General features: G+C 71.2%; 16 protein-coding genes and 1 tRNA gene. 5 read left to right on the top strand and 12 right to left on the bottom strand.

The annotated features are described in order from the left end of the window. Window positions 1-5: 5 nt before the first annotated feature. Together ACEN96_RS04510 and ACEN96_RS04505 are read left to right on the top strand one after the other, a co-directional pair. The gene (locus tag ACEN96_RS04510) at window positions 6-737 is read left to right on the top strand and encodes a response regulator (RefSeq protein ID WP_495586863.1); all 732 of its coding nucleotides are present in this window, start codon (window positions 6-8) and stop codon (window positions 735-737) included. Between the two features lie 75 nt (window positions 738-812). Next, window positions 813-888 (top strand) — tRNA-Phe (locus ACEN96_RS04505). Window positions 889-947: 59 nt separating this feature from the next. Here ACEN96_RS04505 and ACEN96_RS04500 read toward each other — a convergent pair. The 9 genes from ACEN96_RS04500 to ACEN96_RS04460 form a co-directional block, all read right to left on the bottom strand. After that, window positions 948-1,451 carry a hypothetical protein gene (locus ACEN96_RS04500; RefSeq protein WP_495586862.1) on the bottom strand — a complete coding sequence of 168 codons (504 nt, stop codon included), beginning with the start codon at window positions 1,449-1,451 and terminating at the stop codon, window positions 948-950. A gap of 109 nt (window positions 1,452-1,560) precedes the next feature. Next, entirely contained in the window at window positions 1,561-2,019 is a 459-nt protein-coding gene (locus ACEN96_RS04495; protein WP_495586861.1) for a group I truncated hemoglobin, read from the bottom strand. A 32-nt stretch (window positions 2,020-2,051) separates the two neighbouring features. Then, complete coding sequence (locus ACEN96_RS04490) at window positions 2,052-2,948, bottom strand: DUF3034 family protein (RefSeq protein ID WP_495586860.1); 897 nt, start codon at window positions 2,946-2,948, stop codon at window positions 2,052-2,054. A 71-nt stretch (window positions 2,949-3,019) separates the two neighbouring features. Beyond that, a complete protein-coding gene (locus ACEN96_RS04485; RefSeq protein ID WP_495586859.1) occupies window positions 3,020-3,439 on the bottom strand; it encodes a VOC family protein in 420 nt (139 codons plus the stop codon). Between the two features lie 245 nt (window positions 3,440-3,684). After that, the gene (locus ACEN96_RS04480) at window positions 3,685-4,119 is read right to left on the bottom strand and encodes an Hsp20/alpha crystallin family protein (protein WP_495586858.1); all 435 of its coding nucleotides are present in this window, start codon (window positions 4,117-4,119) and stop codon (window positions 3,685-3,687) included. A 26-nt stretch (window positions 4,120-4,145) separates the two neighbouring features. Then, the gene (locus ACEN96_RS04475; protein WP_495586857.1) at window positions 4,146-4,649 is read right to left on the bottom strand and encodes an Hsp20/alpha crystallin family protein; all 504 of its coding nucleotides are present in this window, start codon (window positions 4,647-4,649) and stop codon (window positions 4,146-4,148) included. A gap of 149 nt (window positions 4,650-4,798) precedes the next feature. Further along, complete coding sequence (locus ACEN96_RS04470) at window positions 4,799-6,154, bottom strand: c-type cytochrome (protein WP_495586856.1); 1,356 nt, start codon at window positions 6,152-6,154, stop codon at window positions 4,799-4,801. Continuing rightward, complete coding sequence (locus tag ACEN96_RS04465; protein ID WP_495588545.1) at window positions 6,151-6,921, bottom strand: c-type cytochrome; 771 nt, start codon at window positions 6,919-6,921, stop codon at window positions 6,151-6,153. Before ACEN96_RS04465 ends, ACEN96_RS04470 begins: the two co-directional genes overlap by 4 nt. A gap of 30 nt (window positions 6,922-6,951) precedes the next feature. Further along, entirely contained in the window at window positions 6,952-8,868 is a 1,917-nt protein-coding gene (locus ACEN96_RS04460) for a diguanylate cyclase domain-containing protein (RefSeq protein WP_495586855.1), read from the bottom strand. Window positions 8,869-9,004: 136 nt separating this feature from the next. Here ACEN96_RS04460 and ACEN96_RS04455 point away from each other — a divergent pair, with 136 nt between their 5' ends. From ACEN96_RS04455 to ACEN96_RS04445, 3 genes are read left to right on the top strand one after another with little or no spacing between them, the layout of a single operon-like run. After that, a complete protein-coding gene (locus ACEN96_RS04455; RefSeq protein WP_495586854.1) occupies window positions 9,005-10,240 on the top strand; it encodes a low temperature requirement protein A in 1,236 nt (411 codons plus the stop codon). Then, window positions 10,237-11,196, top strand: a complete 960-nt coding sequence (locus tag ACEN96_RS04450; protein ID WP_495586853.1) for an alpha/beta fold hydrolase — start codon at window positions 10,237-10,239, stop codon at window positions 11,194-11,196. Before ACEN96_RS04455 ends, ACEN96_RS04450 begins: the two co-directional genes overlap by 4 nt. A 59-nt stretch (window positions 11,197-11,255) precedes the next feature. Then, the gene (locus ACEN96_RS04445; RefSeq protein ID WP_495586852.1) at window positions 11,256-11,489 is read left to right on the top strand and encodes a hypothetical protein; all 234 of its coding nucleotides are present in this window, start codon (window positions 11,256-11,258) and stop codon (window positions 11,487-11,489) included. A 10-nt stretch (window positions 11,490-11,499) separates the two neighbouring features. On the opposite strand, the gene ACEN96_RS04440 is transcribed toward ACEN96_RS04445, so the two are convergent. The 3 genes from ACEN96_RS04440 to ACEN96_RS04430 form a co-directional block, all read right to left on the bottom strand. After that, window positions 11,500-11,805: a HigA family addiction module antitoxin gene (locus tag ACEN96_RS04440; RefSeq protein ID WP_343637984.1), complete on the bottom strand. Its 306-nt coding sequence runs from the start codon at window positions 11,803-11,805 to the stop codon at window positions 11,500-11,502. 70 nt (window positions 11,806-11,875) lie between these two features. Further along, window positions 11,876-12,145 carry a type II toxin-antitoxin system RelE/ParE family toxin gene (locus ACEN96_RS04435; RefSeq protein ID WP_343637985.1) on the bottom strand — a complete coding sequence of 90 codons (270 nt, stop codon included), beginning with the start codon at window positions 12,143-12,145 and terminating at the stop codon, window positions 11,876-11,878. A gap of 276 nt (window positions 12,146-12,421) precedes the next feature. Continuing rightward, on the bottom strand, window positions 12,422-13,840 hold the full coding sequence (locus tag ACEN96_RS04430) for an efflux transporter outer membrane subunit (protein ID WP_495586851.1): 1,419 nt from the start codon (window positions 13,838-13,840) through the stop codon (window positions 12,422-12,424). Between the last annotated feature and the right edge of the window lie 10 nt (window positions 13,841-13,850).

The following is a 13,850-nucleotide window of genomic DNA, read 5'->3' as shown; positions in this document are numbered from 1 at the left end:
CATACATGGCAACCATTCTTGTTGTTGACGACGAACTGGGCATCCGCGCCCTCCTGTCGGAAATCCTCTCGGACGAGGGGCACACGATCGAACTCGCGGAGAACGCCCAGCAGGCACGGGCGGCGCGCGAGCGCTCGCGGCCTGATCTGGTGCTGCTGGACATCTGGATGCCCGACGTCGACGGCGTGACGCTGCTCAAGGAATGGGGCAGCTCGGGCCAGTTGACGATGCCCGTGATCATGATGAGCGGCCACGGCACGATCGACACGGCGGTCGAGGCGACCAAGTTCGGTGCCATGGCCTTCCTTGAAAAGCCGATCACGCTGCAGAAGCTGCTGCGCGCGGTGGAACAGGCGCTGGTGAAGACGACACCGCGTCCCGCGCCCCCGGCGGCGCCGGTGGTGGGCACGGTGGGCATGCCCACCAGCTATCCGCGCCCCGAGGCGCTGCCGCCGATCGCGCCGGGCGTGATGCCGATGCCTTCGGCCGGCCTGGCGCCGGTGACGCCGCTGCCGCACCAGGGTCTGGCGTCGGAGCAGGTGTTCGAGCTGGATCGCCCGCTGCGCGAGGCGCGCGATGCGTTCGAGAAGAGCTACTTCGAATTCCACCTGGCCAAGGAGAACGGCTCGATGACGCGGGTGGCGGAGAAGACGGGGCTGGAGCGCACCCATCTGTACCGGAAGCTGAAGCAGCTCGGCGTCGATCTTTCAAGAAACAAGCGCGGCAGCGGAATTTAGTGTTATAGTCGCGGTCTTCGCTGTTCGACGCGAGTCACAAGACCCGGAACGGCGGAGACAGAGACCCAGTCTCGCGGCCAAGTAGCTCAGTTGGTAGAGCAGCGGATTGAAAATCCGCGTGTCGGTGGTTCGATTCCGCCCTTGGCCACCAAAAATTCCAAGCCCCTGATTCCGAACGGAGTCAGGGGCTTTTGCTTTGTGGCGCGGCGCTCATTTCCCGCGCCTTTTCTTCTTGCCCCCTTGGGCGTTGCCGCCGCCGCGATTGGGATTGCCGCCTTTCCAGTCGCGCGCCTGCTTGGCCATGTTGGCCAGCGATTTCGTGGTTGCCGCGTTCTGCCCATCCCCGCGACCGCCGGAGGCATGGCCGTCGACTTGGCTGGCCAGTTCGCGCGTCTTCTTGACGCCGATGGACTTCTCCATGCCGCTCATGGCGTCCGGCGTGTACCTGGCCGTCTTGTTGACGCCTCGATCCTTCCTGCTCTGCTCCTTGGACGCGAGTTCCTGCTTCGTGGGACCTTTCTTCTTCTTTCTTCCCAACTGGGCCGGCATCTCGCTCGATGGCCCCTGCAGCCGGCTGATCGCCTGACGCTGCGCGGCCTGCCGCGGACTGTCCGCGAAAGGCTGAGCCGCGGCCGCTTGCACGGTCCCGCGATCGGCCGCGGGACGGCGGGTCGGCGACGCCTCGCTGGCGGCATGACGCTGAGTGGTCTTCATCGGCTGGCGCTCCCGCAGTGAGGATCTGCGCGGCCACCTTACCCCGCCACCATGCCCCGCCCCCATCGGCAGGACGCTGATTTCAAGCCGGCGATCTGCTGAGCCCGTCTCAGCGCGTGATGATGTCCCGATGCATCGGCGCCAGCAGCGCCAGCAAGCGGTTCTGCACCCTGAATGGCACCTTCTGCTCATCCATCGCGAGTTGCAGATCCTCGACCAGCGCGTTGAAGTCCGCCTTGTCCACGGCCAGATGGGCGTGCGACTTCTTCATCGTCTCGCCCTCGTACTGGCAGCTCCCGCCGCTCAGCACGCAGAACTGGTTGCGCAACGATTCCTTCAGCGCCTTCGGATTGACGCCGTCGAACTTCTTCTGGATGCGCGGATCGGCGTACGCCCGATCCACCATGCCCTCGACGATGCGGGCGATGCCTTCATCGCCCCCAAGGTCGCGATACAGCGCGTCGTCCGCCGCCCACGCGGCCACGCCGGTCAACAGCAACGCCGTCGCCACGAGCACGCGCCGCGCGAGTGCCACCGCCCACCAGGAGTCTCGAGAAGATCGCCTCATCCGTGCCTCCGAAGGCGGCCGCGCCGCGCGTCTCAATACGCGAACTGGATCGACCCGTACACGCCGCGCTGCCGTCTGGGCTGGATGCCCGGCACGACGCGACCCAGGTCCACGTAGGCCGCTGTCAGCGAGAAATGCTTGTTCGGCGCCCATGCGACGAACACGTCCTTCCAGTCATCCTCACGCAGCGCGTCGCCAAGCACCGAGGGATTGAGCTTGTCCGGCTTCATCCGGTACTCGACGCCGACCGCCCATTGCCGGCTCAGCAGGTAGGCCACCGACACCTCCGGCGCCAGCGAGTAGCTCCGGCTCGCCGTCCCGCCGAAGCCCAGCAGCCCGTTCTGGTTGGCGCGCGTCGCGCGCAGCGTGACGTTCACCAGCGTGCTCTGCGCGAGGAACAGCTTGCTGGCGCTCAGATAGACATCGATGCCGTTGCGCTTGGCGCCGAGCGCGTCCAGCGTCGGCGAGAGCCCGCCCGCGTCGAGGTGCTTGTATTCGACGCCCAGCGCGATCTGCGGCATCCAGGTGTCGGCGTCCAGCACCGCGTCACCGACGAGACGGACCTTGGCGCCGAGGATCGTCTGCCGGAGCTTGAGGCCCGGCAGGCCGAGCGCCGCCCCAGTGGCCGATGCATTGAAGTCCTGACGCGCGAGCGAGAGCTCGGCGCGCTCGCCGAAGGCCACCGACGCGCCGTAGCCGGACAGGTTGTAGTCCTGCAACGGCAGCCGCGTGAAGTAGGCGGTGGCGCCGATCTGGCCGCTGGTCGCGTAGCTCCCGGTCAGCGCCCACGGCGACAGACCGCCGCCCGCCGCGCCGTCGATGCTGCTGACGCCGCCGGTGAGCAGCAGCTTGCCCTGCGCCTGCGCGGCACAGGCCAGCGGCATGGCCAGCAGCAAGGGAAGGATCGATCGGAGCAGGCGCGGTGTCATGGGGAAGACAGGGGCGGCATCGACACGGGAGTCGCGGGGGCGCCGGCGCAAAGCCTGGCCCCCGCCGGACTTCACCAGGCGCCGGTGTTGGGCATCGAGATCCAGGGCTCGGCCGGCGGCAGCGCCGGACCGTCCTGCAGCAGCTCGACCGAGATGCCGTCGGGCGAGCGCACGAACGCCATTCGGCCGTCGCGCGGCGGGCGGTTGATCGTCACGCCGGCATCCATCAGGCGCTGGCAGGCGGCGTAGATGTCAGGCACCGCATAGGCCACATGGCCGAAATTGCGGCCGCCGGTGTAGGCCTCGGGATCCCAGTTGTAGGTCAGCTCGATCTGGGCGTCCTCGTCGCCGGGCGCGGCCAGGTAGATCAGCGTGAAGCGGCCGGCCTCGTGCTCGCTGCGGCGCACTTCCCGCAGGCCCAGCGCGTCGCGGTAGAACTTCAGGGAGGCATCGATGTCGGTCACGCGGACCATGGTGTGGAGATACTTCATGAGCGATCGGCGGATGGCGTTGGAGGTGGGGGGAAGGAGAGAGGGAATGCGGCATTGTGGCCGCGCCCGGCCCCGCCTGCCTATGGTCAGGACATGTGCGATGACCGCCTGCCGATGGACCGGCCGGGCAGGCCGGACACAGGCCGGACGGGCCAACGATGCCGGGCCATGCCGGGCCGGCGAAATGCAAAGGGCCGGGATCGCTCCCGGCCCTGGTTCACTGGCGCGTGGCGCTCATCGCGGGCTCAGCTCAATCGCACTTCGATCTTGCGCGGCTGTGCGTGGGCGGCCTTGGGAATACGCACCCGCAGCACGCCATGCGTGAGTTCGGCGGCGATCTGGTCGGCATCGAGTGCCTTGCCCAGCGCGAACGCGCGGCGATAGAACTGGCGCGACACCTCCACGTGGCCGGCCTTCAGGCCGTCGGGCAAGTCGAGCTGGATGTCGCCCTCGATGATCAGGCGGTCGTTGTCGACGCGCAGCTGGAGCAGCTCGCGCGGCACGCCGGGCAGGTCGGCGTACAGCGTGATGCCTTGCGCGTCCTCGATCACGTCGACGGCGGGCTGGATCGCGTAGTCGTCACGGCGGCGCGCGGCCTGGGTGGCCGTGGCGGCCGAGGCCTGCGTCGCGGCGGACACCGCTTCGGCGGCGGCGGGGGTATGAACGGCGGTCGTGCTCATGATGGGCTTTCGTCTCGAAGGGCGGATCAGTGGATGTCGATGCGGCGCGGCTGCGGGGCGGGGCGGCGCTTGACGCTCACGCGCAGCACGCCGTCCTTGTAGGACGCCGAGACCTGCTCCGGATCGATGTCGTCCGGCAGGCTGACCACGCGGCGGAACTTGCCGGCGAAGCGCTCGCGCTGATGCACCAGCGTCTTGGCGGCGGGAGCGGCAGTGGGAGAAGCAGCGGCGGCCGCCTCGCCTTCCGGCGTCTCACCCGAGGCCTTGGCGGCCGTGGCCGCCAGCGGCGACACGCGTTCGCCGGACAGGCTCAGCACGCCGCGGTCCAGGTCGACGCCGACGGTGGCGGGGTCCAGGCCGGGAGCGAAGGCGTAGACCTCCACCGCCTCCGGCGACAGGCCCACGTTGAGGGCCGGATAGTCGCCGCGCGCGGTGGCGCGGCCGGCGGAGAACTCGAACAGGCTGCTCATCTCGCGCTGGAAGCGGTCGAGGTCGTTGAACAGCTCACGGGCGAACAGGTGACGGGACATGCGGGGCTCCTTGGCTTCCTGCGGTTGGATCGCGGCGGGTCTGCCCGCCATGACTCCCCAGCTAGGAGCGCGAAGCCGTGCTTCAAGATCTTGAAATCAGGGGTGCCGCGTCCCCATATGCCGCGCCCGCGCCGTGCGTCCGGCCCGCCTCACTTCAAGCGCAGCACGTCCTGCTCGGTCACCGGCGCGGCCTGATTGCCCCAGCTCTGCCGGATCAGGGTGGCCACGGCCGCCATCTCCGCCTCGGACAGCACCTGCCGCAGCGGCGGCATGCCCAAGGGGCGCGGATGGGCCGCCGTGGTGGGCGCGTAGCCGCCGCCGGCCAGCATCTGCAGCACGTTCTGCGACGCGTCCAGCGTCACCGCCCGGTTGCCCGCCAGCGGCGGATAGGCGGGCTGGCCGTCGATGCGGCGCCCCTGTCCCTGATCGCCATGACAGTCGGCGCAGTACTTCGCATAGACCAGCCGGCCCAGGTCGAGCTGCCCCGGCGGCGCCGGCTTGAACCCGGCCTTCGGCGACCCCTCGCGCGGCAGGCCGCGCAGGTAGGCGGCCATCGCGCGGGCATCGCCGTCGCTCAGGTGCTGAAGGCTCTCGGCGACGACATCGGCCATCGGCCCCAGCGCCGCGGCGCGCGGCGACCAGCCGGATCGCAGCCATTGGCGGATCTCGTCCTCGGTCCAGTCCTGCACGCCCGCGGCATGCGGATCGGCGAGCGACGGCGCGATCCAGCCCTGCACGCCCACCCAGCCGCCGCGCAGGCCGGCCGCGTCCTCGAGCGCGCCGAGCCGGTTGCGCGGCGCATGGCATTCGGCGCAATGGCCCACGGCCAGCACCAGATAACGGCCGCGCTGCGCCAGCGCCAGGGCGTCCGCATCGCCGCCCGCCGCGGCGCTGTCGACCGGCTCGTCCTGCGACGGCGCGTCGCCCGGCGTGAAGTACATCAGCCGCCAGACCGCGAGCGCGGTCTGCCAGCGATACGGCCAGCCCAGCTGAGGCGCGGGCGCCGTCTGCCGCACCGGCGGCAACTGCCGGAGCCACGCGAAGATGGCGTCCGCGTCCTCGCGCGACATCGCGGTGTAGCTCGTGTACGGGAAGGCCGGATAGAGCAGCCGCCCTTCACGGCCGCGGCCATGGTGCATCGCGCGCCAGAAGTCGTCGGCGCTCCAGCGTCCCAGGCCGGTCTCGGGATCCGGCGTCAGGTTGCTGCTGAACAGCGTCCCGAACGGCGTGCCCAGCGGCAGTCCGCCGGCCATCGGCGCGCCGCCCTTGACGCTGTGACAGCCGGCGCAGTTGGCGACGCGCGCCAGATAGGCGCCACGCTCGATCGACGCGGGCGTGGTGGCCTGCGCCTGGGGCGGCGCCGGACGCGCGCCCAGCCAGGCCTCGCGCGCCCAGGCGCCGGCGATCAGCAGCAGCGCCATCAACGGCAGCGCGATCAGCAGGCCGATCAGCCCGCGGACGAAGATCCGCATCGGCGCGGAGGCCGCATGCCTCGCATCGGTCATGGCGAGAGCCCTCCGCAGGCGAGCGGGAGCCGCTGCGCCGAGGCCGGCTCCGGATGCGCGCCGGCGGGCCGCGCGGCCAGCCAGGTCGCGACGGCCGCGATGTCGTCGGTGGACAGCGCCTTGGCCACGTCCGCCATGCAGTCGGGCGCATGCGCGCGCCGCATCCCGTTGCGCCACGCGCCGAGCTGGCCGACGAGGTAATCGCGCGGCAGCCCCAGCAGCCCGGGAATCGCCGGCTGGCGGCCCGCCATCGACGGGCCATGGCAGGCGGTGCAGGCCGGCACCCGGCGCGACGGATCGCCCTGCGTGACGAGGCGCTCGGCGCGCGCCTGCTGCTCCGCGCCCAGCCCCGAGGGCGCGGGCGCCGGATAAGGCACGTCGAGCGCGGCGAAGTAGCCGGCGATCTCGCGCAGGTAGTCGTCGCTCATGTTGCGCAGCAGCCCGGCCATCAGCGCGTGATGCCGGCGGCCGTCGCGCAAGCTCTGCAGCTGGTTGAAGAGATAACCCGCCGGCTTGCCCGCCAGCCGCGGGAAGTAGCCCTGCGGCGTCGCGCGGCCCTGCGGCCCGTGGCACAGCGTGCAGGCCTGGATGCGCTCGGCGGTGTCGTTGGTCAGCGGCCGCAGCGGGCGCGGCCCGTTCCCGGCGGCGGACGCCGCGGTGGCGGAAGGCGGCGCGGCGCCCGTCTGCGCGCGGGCCGGTGGAGCGGCGGACAGTCCCAGGCCCAGCACTGCGGCGATGAGGACGCCCGGCATCGAACGCGGGATCATCATCGGGCCATCATCGCCGATCGCCGGCATTCAACGCCGCTGGTCCGGGCCCGGCCAGCGCAAGGCCGCCCAGCCGTCGCGGCCCTGGTGCTTGGCCTGGTACAGCGCGCGATCGGCCAGCGCGATCAGGTCCATCGCCGGCGCCTCGCCGTCGGCCACCGTCGCCACGCCGATGCTGGTCGAGATCGCGAGCTCCGCCGGCCGCGCCGCCCGCACCGCCTCGACGATCTTGGCCGCGACCTGCTCGGCCTCCTCGGGCCGGTTCAGGCCCTCGAGCACGGCGACGAACTCGTCGCCGGCGATGCGCGCCACATGGTCGCTGCCGCGGACGGCGCGCCGCAGCACCTGCGCGAACTCGCGCAGCACCGTGTCGCCGACGCCATGGCCGTGCGTGTCGTTGATCGACTTGAAGCGGTCGATGTCCAGGAACAGCAGCGCCATCACCCGGCCCTCGCGCGCCAGGCGGCGCTGACGCGCCAGCGCGCCGCCCAGGGCCTGGTCGAACTCGCGCCGGTTCGGCAGTCCGGTCAGCGCGTCGGAACTGGCCAGCCGCGCCAGTTGCGCCTCCGCCTGCTTCATGACGGTGATGTCGATGGACAGCGCGAAGATGCCCTGCACGCGGCCGTCCGTGCCGACGTCCGGCACGTAGACCGAGCGCAGGTGGCGCTGCTTGCCGAGCATGGTCGAGGTGACCTCGAACTCGACGCGCTCGCCACTCAGCGACAGCGCCAGTTGCGCGCTGCGCTCGCCGGTGCTGGCCGCGCCGAAGACCTCGTCGATGGGCAGCCCGGTCGCGGCCTGCGGGTCCAGGCCGTACCAGGTCCGCAGCGTCTCGTTGGCGTAGCGCAGACGGCGCCTGGCATCGATGTAGGCGATGAACACCGGCAGGTTGTCGGTGACCGCCTTCATGCGGCGCTCGCTGGCGGCGACGCGCTCCTCGGCGCGCTTGCGCTCGGTGATGTCCATCGAGCAGGCGTAGAAGCCCTCGACCCGGCCGCCGGACAGCTCCGGCACGAAGCGCTGGTGGAAGTGCAGCGTCTCGCCGTCGATGACCTGCTCGGCGTCGAACTCCACCGCCTCGCCGCGCAGCGCGCGCTCGAGGTAGGGGCGCATCCGCTCGGCGTTCTCGGCCCCGCGCACCTGGTCCAGCGTGTGGCCGTCAAGCGTCGCGGGGTCGACGTGGAAGACGCGGCCGACCTCCGCGTTGGCGAAGCGCACCAGCCCTTTCGCGTCGTAATGGCAGATCAGCGCGGGCACGTTGTCGGCGATGCCCTTGAGCCGCTTCTGCGTCCGCACCAGGTCGCGCGAGCGCAGCACGACCTGCGTCGTGGCCAGCAGGGTGAACAGCCCCAGCATCGCCAGCCCGGCCAGCATCAGCAGCTCGGTGTGGCTGGCCTCGACGCCCAGCCGTCCGCTGATGGCGGCGCGCTCGGCGCGCAGCGAGGAGGTCAGCTCGCCCAGCACGTCGCGCAGCTCGTCCATGTGGTGCTGGCCCTGGCCGCCCAGGATCATCTCCATCGCTTCGTCCTCGCGGCCCGAATCGTGCAGCCGCACCGTCTGGCTCAGCTCGCTCATCTTGAGCTGGACCAGCTCGCGGATGCGCGCCAGCTTGGCGGCGTGGGCGGCGTCCTGGTCGCGCTCGCGCAGCTCCTCGACGCGGCGGTCGAGGTTGCGCATCGCGTCGCGGTAGGGCTGCAGGTAGCTCGCGCGCTGCGTCAGCAGGTAGCCGCGCTGGCCGGTCTCGGCGTTGAGCAGGTCCTCCATCAGCGTCGTCATCGCCGGCAGGACGTTGTTGATGTAGTCGGCGCGGCGCAGGTCCTCCAGCGTCGCGCGGGCGCGCCAGGCCAGCATCGTGACGATCACCGCCATCGCCGCCAGCGCCACCATCAGCAGGCCCACGCCGCGACCCAGGCTGCTGCGATGGATCGGCTCGGCGGAGGCGCGCATGCGACGTCTTTGGCGGATCGTTCCCGGCCGCGGGCGCGGCGGATGGTGCGGGCGATTATGGGCGCCAGCGTGCGGCGTGCGTCAAGCTGGCATCGGCCCCGGGGGAGCGGCCCCGCGGCCGTGCGACAGTCCGGGGATGTCTTCGTCCTCGCATTCCCCGGCCCCGCCCGGCCGGCGCCCGCTGCTGCGCCCGGCCGATCCGGACGGTCACGCCAAGGTCAGCTTCGTCGAGCTGTTCTTCGACCTCGTCTTCGTCTTCGCCGTCACGCAGCTGTCGCACACGCTGATCGGGCATTTCTCGCTGACCGGCGTGCTGCAGACCGGCTTCCTGATGCTGGCGGTGTGGTGGGTCTGGATCTTCACGTCCTGGGTGACCAACTGGCTCGATCCGGAACGCATCCCGGTGCGGCTGTGCCTGTTCGCGATCATGCTGGCCGGGCTGCTGATGTCGGCGGCGCTGCCGCAGGCTTTCGGCGAACGCGCCCTGATGTTCGCCGGCTCCTTCGCGGCGATCCAGGTCGGCCGCACGCTGTTCTTCCTCTGGGCGGTGCGCGGGGCCGAGCGCCCGATGGTGCGCAACTTCCAGCGCCTGGGCGCGTGGCTGTCGGCGACGGCGGTGCTGTGGATCGCCGGGGCGCTGCATGAGCCGCTGCGCGTGCCGCTGTGGCTGGCGGCGCTGGCGATCGAGTACGTCGGCCCGTCGGCCGGCTTCTTCGTGCCGGGGCTGGGCCGCTCGACGACCTCGGACTGGAACATTTCCGGCGGCCACCTGGCCGAGCGCTGCGCGCTGTTCGTGATCATCGCGCTGGGCGAGTCGCTGCTGGTGACCGGCGCGACCTTCGCGGCCGAGCCGCTGACGCTGATCGGCGTGCTGGCCTTCCTGGTGTCCTTCGCCGGCAGCCTGGTGATGTGGTGGCTGTACTTCGACACCACCAACGACTTCGCCTCCGGCCGCATCGCCCACAGCGACGATCCGGGCCGGCTGGCGCGGCTGGGCTACACCTACCTGCACCTGCCGATCGTGGCCGGGATCATCGTCAACGCGGCGGCGGACGAGTTCGTGCTCGCCCATCCGGCCGGCCACACCGACCTGCGCACGGCGGTCTGCCTGCTCGGCGGCGTGGGGCTGTACGCGATCGGCGTGGGGCTGTTCAAGCGGGCGGTGACCGGGCGCTGGCCGTGGTCGCACGGGCTGGCGGCGCTGCTGCTGGCCGCAGCCGGTCCCTTCGTGCCCGGCTGGCCGCCGGTGGCGACCAGCGCCTTCGCCTGCGCCGTGCTGGCCGGGCTGGCGGCCTGGGAACGGGCGTCGCGGGCGCAGTGTCTCGTGCCCGACAGCGCGGCCGGGGATGCCGACCCTAGCATCGGGCCATGAGCGCCTCGTCCTCCACCGCCAAGTTCATCGCCAGGTTCATCGCTGAACCGCATCCGGCCGATGCCCTGTTCCCCGCCGCCGCGCGGCGCCTGTCCGTGGAGGTCGAGCCCGGCGTGCGCATCCACGCGCGCGTCTGCGGCGAGGGGCCGCCGCTGCTGCTGATCCACGGCCACCCGCAGACGCTGGCGATCTGGCACCGCGTGCTGCCAGCGCTGGCGGCGCGGTTCAGCGTGGTGATGCCGGATCTGCGCGGGTATGGCGATTCGTCCAAGCCCGCGGGCGCGGCGGATCATGCGAACTACAGCAAGCGGCGCATGGCGCTGGACCTGATCGGCGTGATGGCGGCGCTGGGGCACACGCGCTTTTGCGTGCTGGCGCACGACCGGGGCGCGCGGGTGGCGCACCGGATGGCGGCGGACCATCCCGCGGCGGTCGAGCGGCTGGCGCTGCTGGACATCGCACCGACGCTGGCGATGTACGAGCAGACGACCGAGGCCTTCGCGCGGGCCTACTGGCACTGGTTCTTCCTGATCCAGCCGGCGCCGATGCCGGAGCGGCTGATCGAGGCCGATCCCGCCGCCTATGCGAGGGACACGATGGGGCGCCGGCATGCGGGCCAGGCGGCCTTCGACCCGCGCGCGTTCGTGGAATACCAGCGGGCGCTGTCGCTGCCGGGCACGGCGCATGGCATGTGCGAGGACTACCGCGCCGCGGCGGGCATCGACCTGGAGCACGACCGGGCGGACCGCGACGCCGGCTTCAAGCTGGCGATGCCGCTGCGCATCTGGTGGGGCGCGCAGGGCGTGGTGGCGAAGTGCTTCGATCCGCTGGCGGAATGGCGGCGTGTCGCCTCGGACGTCGACGGCAGCGCCCTGCCCTGCGGCCACTACATCCCCGAGGAGGCGCCCGACGCGCTGCTGGCGGCGGCGATGCCGTTCCTGCGCGAAGGGCTTTGACTGGAGCGGTGTGCCGCGCCCGTTACGCTGCGTCCTTTGACGACATCCGGAGTGAAGGCATGGACAAGCTGGTCGCCCTTGGGCAGTTGGCGGGCGGCGCGGTGCTGTGGATCGCGGCGGTGGTGGCGGGCTTCAACGCGCTGAAGCCCTTGATCGGCGCGGCGGAGAACGCCTCCGCGCCGGCCGGGGCAGGCGGCGCGTTCGTGATCGTGCTGCTGCTCGCCGGCGTGGGCACCTGGCTGATGCGCGCCGGATGGCGCCGGGTCCGCGCCCGGGCCGGCGGGCATTGCTGAACGGCGCTCCTCACGCCGCCAGGGCCAGCGGACGGATCTCGCGTTTGATGAGTCGGCCCGCGGTCTTCTCGGCCCGCCGCAGGTCGTAGGCCGATTGCAGATTGAGCCACCCCTGCGCGTCGCTGCCGAAGTAGCGCTCCAGCCGCAGGGCGGTGTCTGGCGACACGCTGCGCTGCCCATCGACGATCTCGCGCAATCGCGAGTAAGGCACGTGCAGCGCCTTGGACAACGCATGAACACTGATGCCCATCGGCTTGATGTAATCCTCGAAGAGGATCTCTCCCGGATGGATCGGGCGCATTCCGTTCCTGAACATTGCTTACCTCGTTCGTCCTAGCTCGTATGCGATCACTGTCGGCAGTATCTGAGGACCGGTTCCCTATCGCTCAATGTGGATCCTCGATCCTGACGTCGTAAGGGCCTTCTTCTCCCCACTTGAACGTCAGCCGCCATTGATCGTTGATTCTGACGTGCCAAGCGCCGCCGTACCACTTCATGTCGTTTCCCGGCGGCGTTCGCATGAACTCGACCGCCGGCGCCGCGTCGAGCTGTGCCAACTTGCGCTCTGCCGGACCCTTCACGTTCACGAAGCGCGACGTGCGCCCGGACGTGAAGAGGCGTTCGGTCTCCCGGCACGCGAAGGATTGGATCGACATCCAACCAAGTTATCGATCGAGCCCCTCCTCCTCAACGAAGGGAGTTTGCGTAAATACGCTCTGCGCTACCTGCTTCAAGTGGTGGCGACAACAGGAACCTCTGCTGCCGAACTCGCTTGACTGGTCTGCCCCCGTCGTTGACGACACCCGTCAACTTCCCGCATCAAGTCATTCAGGCCTCAAACGAAAAAAGGGCGTGCATCCCTGCACGCCCAAAGGGGCACCGGTCATGGACCGATCGCGAATGAACGGGGCCGGGTATTGCCCGGCCGGGGCTCAGGTCGGCGTGTTCTGCCAGCCGCCGCCCAGCGCGCGCACCAGGCCCACCGTCGCCTGATACTGCGCCGCCTGCACCTGCAGCGCCGCGCGGCGGTTGCGCAGCTCGCTGCGGCGCGCGTCGAGCAGATCAAGCTGGCTCACCAGCCCGTTGCGGTAACGCGAGTCCGACAGCGCCGTCGCCCGCGCCGACGACTGCACCGCCTGCGCCTGCACATCCGCCTGCTGCGACAAGGTCCTCAGCCCGCTCAGCGAGTCCTCGACCTCGCGCAGCGCCTGCAGCAGCTGCTGCCGGTAGCCCGACATCGCCAGGTCCAGGCCCGCCGTGGCCGACTCCACGCCCGCCTTGCGGCGGCCGCCGTCGAAGATCGGCAGCGACAGCAGCGCATCCACCGACCACGCCCGCGCCGACCACTTGAAGACATCGCTCAGCTCCGGCGACGCATAGCCGCCATTGGCCGTCAGCGCCAGGCTCGGGAACCACGCGGCCTGCGCCACGCCCACCCGCGCCTGCGCGGCCAGCAGGCTGCGCTGCGCCGCCGCCACGTCCGGACGCCGCGCCAGCACCGCGCTGGGCAGGCCCGCCGGAATCGCCGGCAGCGCCGACAGCGACAGGTCCTCGGCCACGCGGAAGCCCGAAGCCGGCTCGCCCAGCAGCACCGCCAGCGCGTTCTCCAGCTCGGCGCGGCGGCGGTCCAGGCTGATCGCCTCGGCCTGCGTCGCGGCGACTTCCGTCTGCACCCGCGCCAGGTCCAGTTCCGCCACGTCGCCCGCCTGATAGCGGCGCTGCGTCAGCGCCAGCGTCTCGCGATAGGCCGCGACGGTGTCGCGCACCAGCCGCCGCTCCTGGTCGGCGAAGCGCAGCGCCAGGTAGGTCTGCGCCACGTCCGCCTGCACCATCAGCCGCGTGCTCTGCAGCAGCGCCTCGCGCGACTGCGCATCCAGCGACGCCGCGCGGCTCGCCTGCGACAGCCGGCCGGAGATGTCCACCTCCCAGCTCGCGGCCAGGCCGGCGTTCCAGAGCGTCGTCGCGGCCGGGCCCTGCCCCGCCACGGTGCCGCGCGCCGCGCCGGCGCTCGCGCCGACCTGCGGCAGCCGGTCCGCATCGGCGCTGCGCAGCAGCGCCCGCGCCTGCGCCAGCCGCGCCGCCGCGCCCTGCAGATCGGTGTTGCCGGCCAGCGAGCGGCGGATCAGGTCATTCAGCGTCGCGTCGCCGAACGCCAGCCACCAGTCGCCGCGCGGCTCGGCATCGGCCGGCGGCACCACGGCCCAGCGGGCCTCGCCCACCGCCGCCGTCGCGTCCGACTTCCAGCCCACCGGCGTCGCCGGCAGCCTGGTCTCGTCGATCGGGGGCGGCGTCGCGCAACCGGCCAGCACCAGCGCGGCCAGCAGCGTCGTCATCATCAGTTTCGTTCTCATGGCATCGAAT

Source organism: Roseateles sp. Mitsp63 (assembly GCF_059491535.1).
The sequence above is the reverse complement of the archived record's forward strand: the minus strand, read 5'-3'. Positions and strand labels throughout refer to the sequence as shown.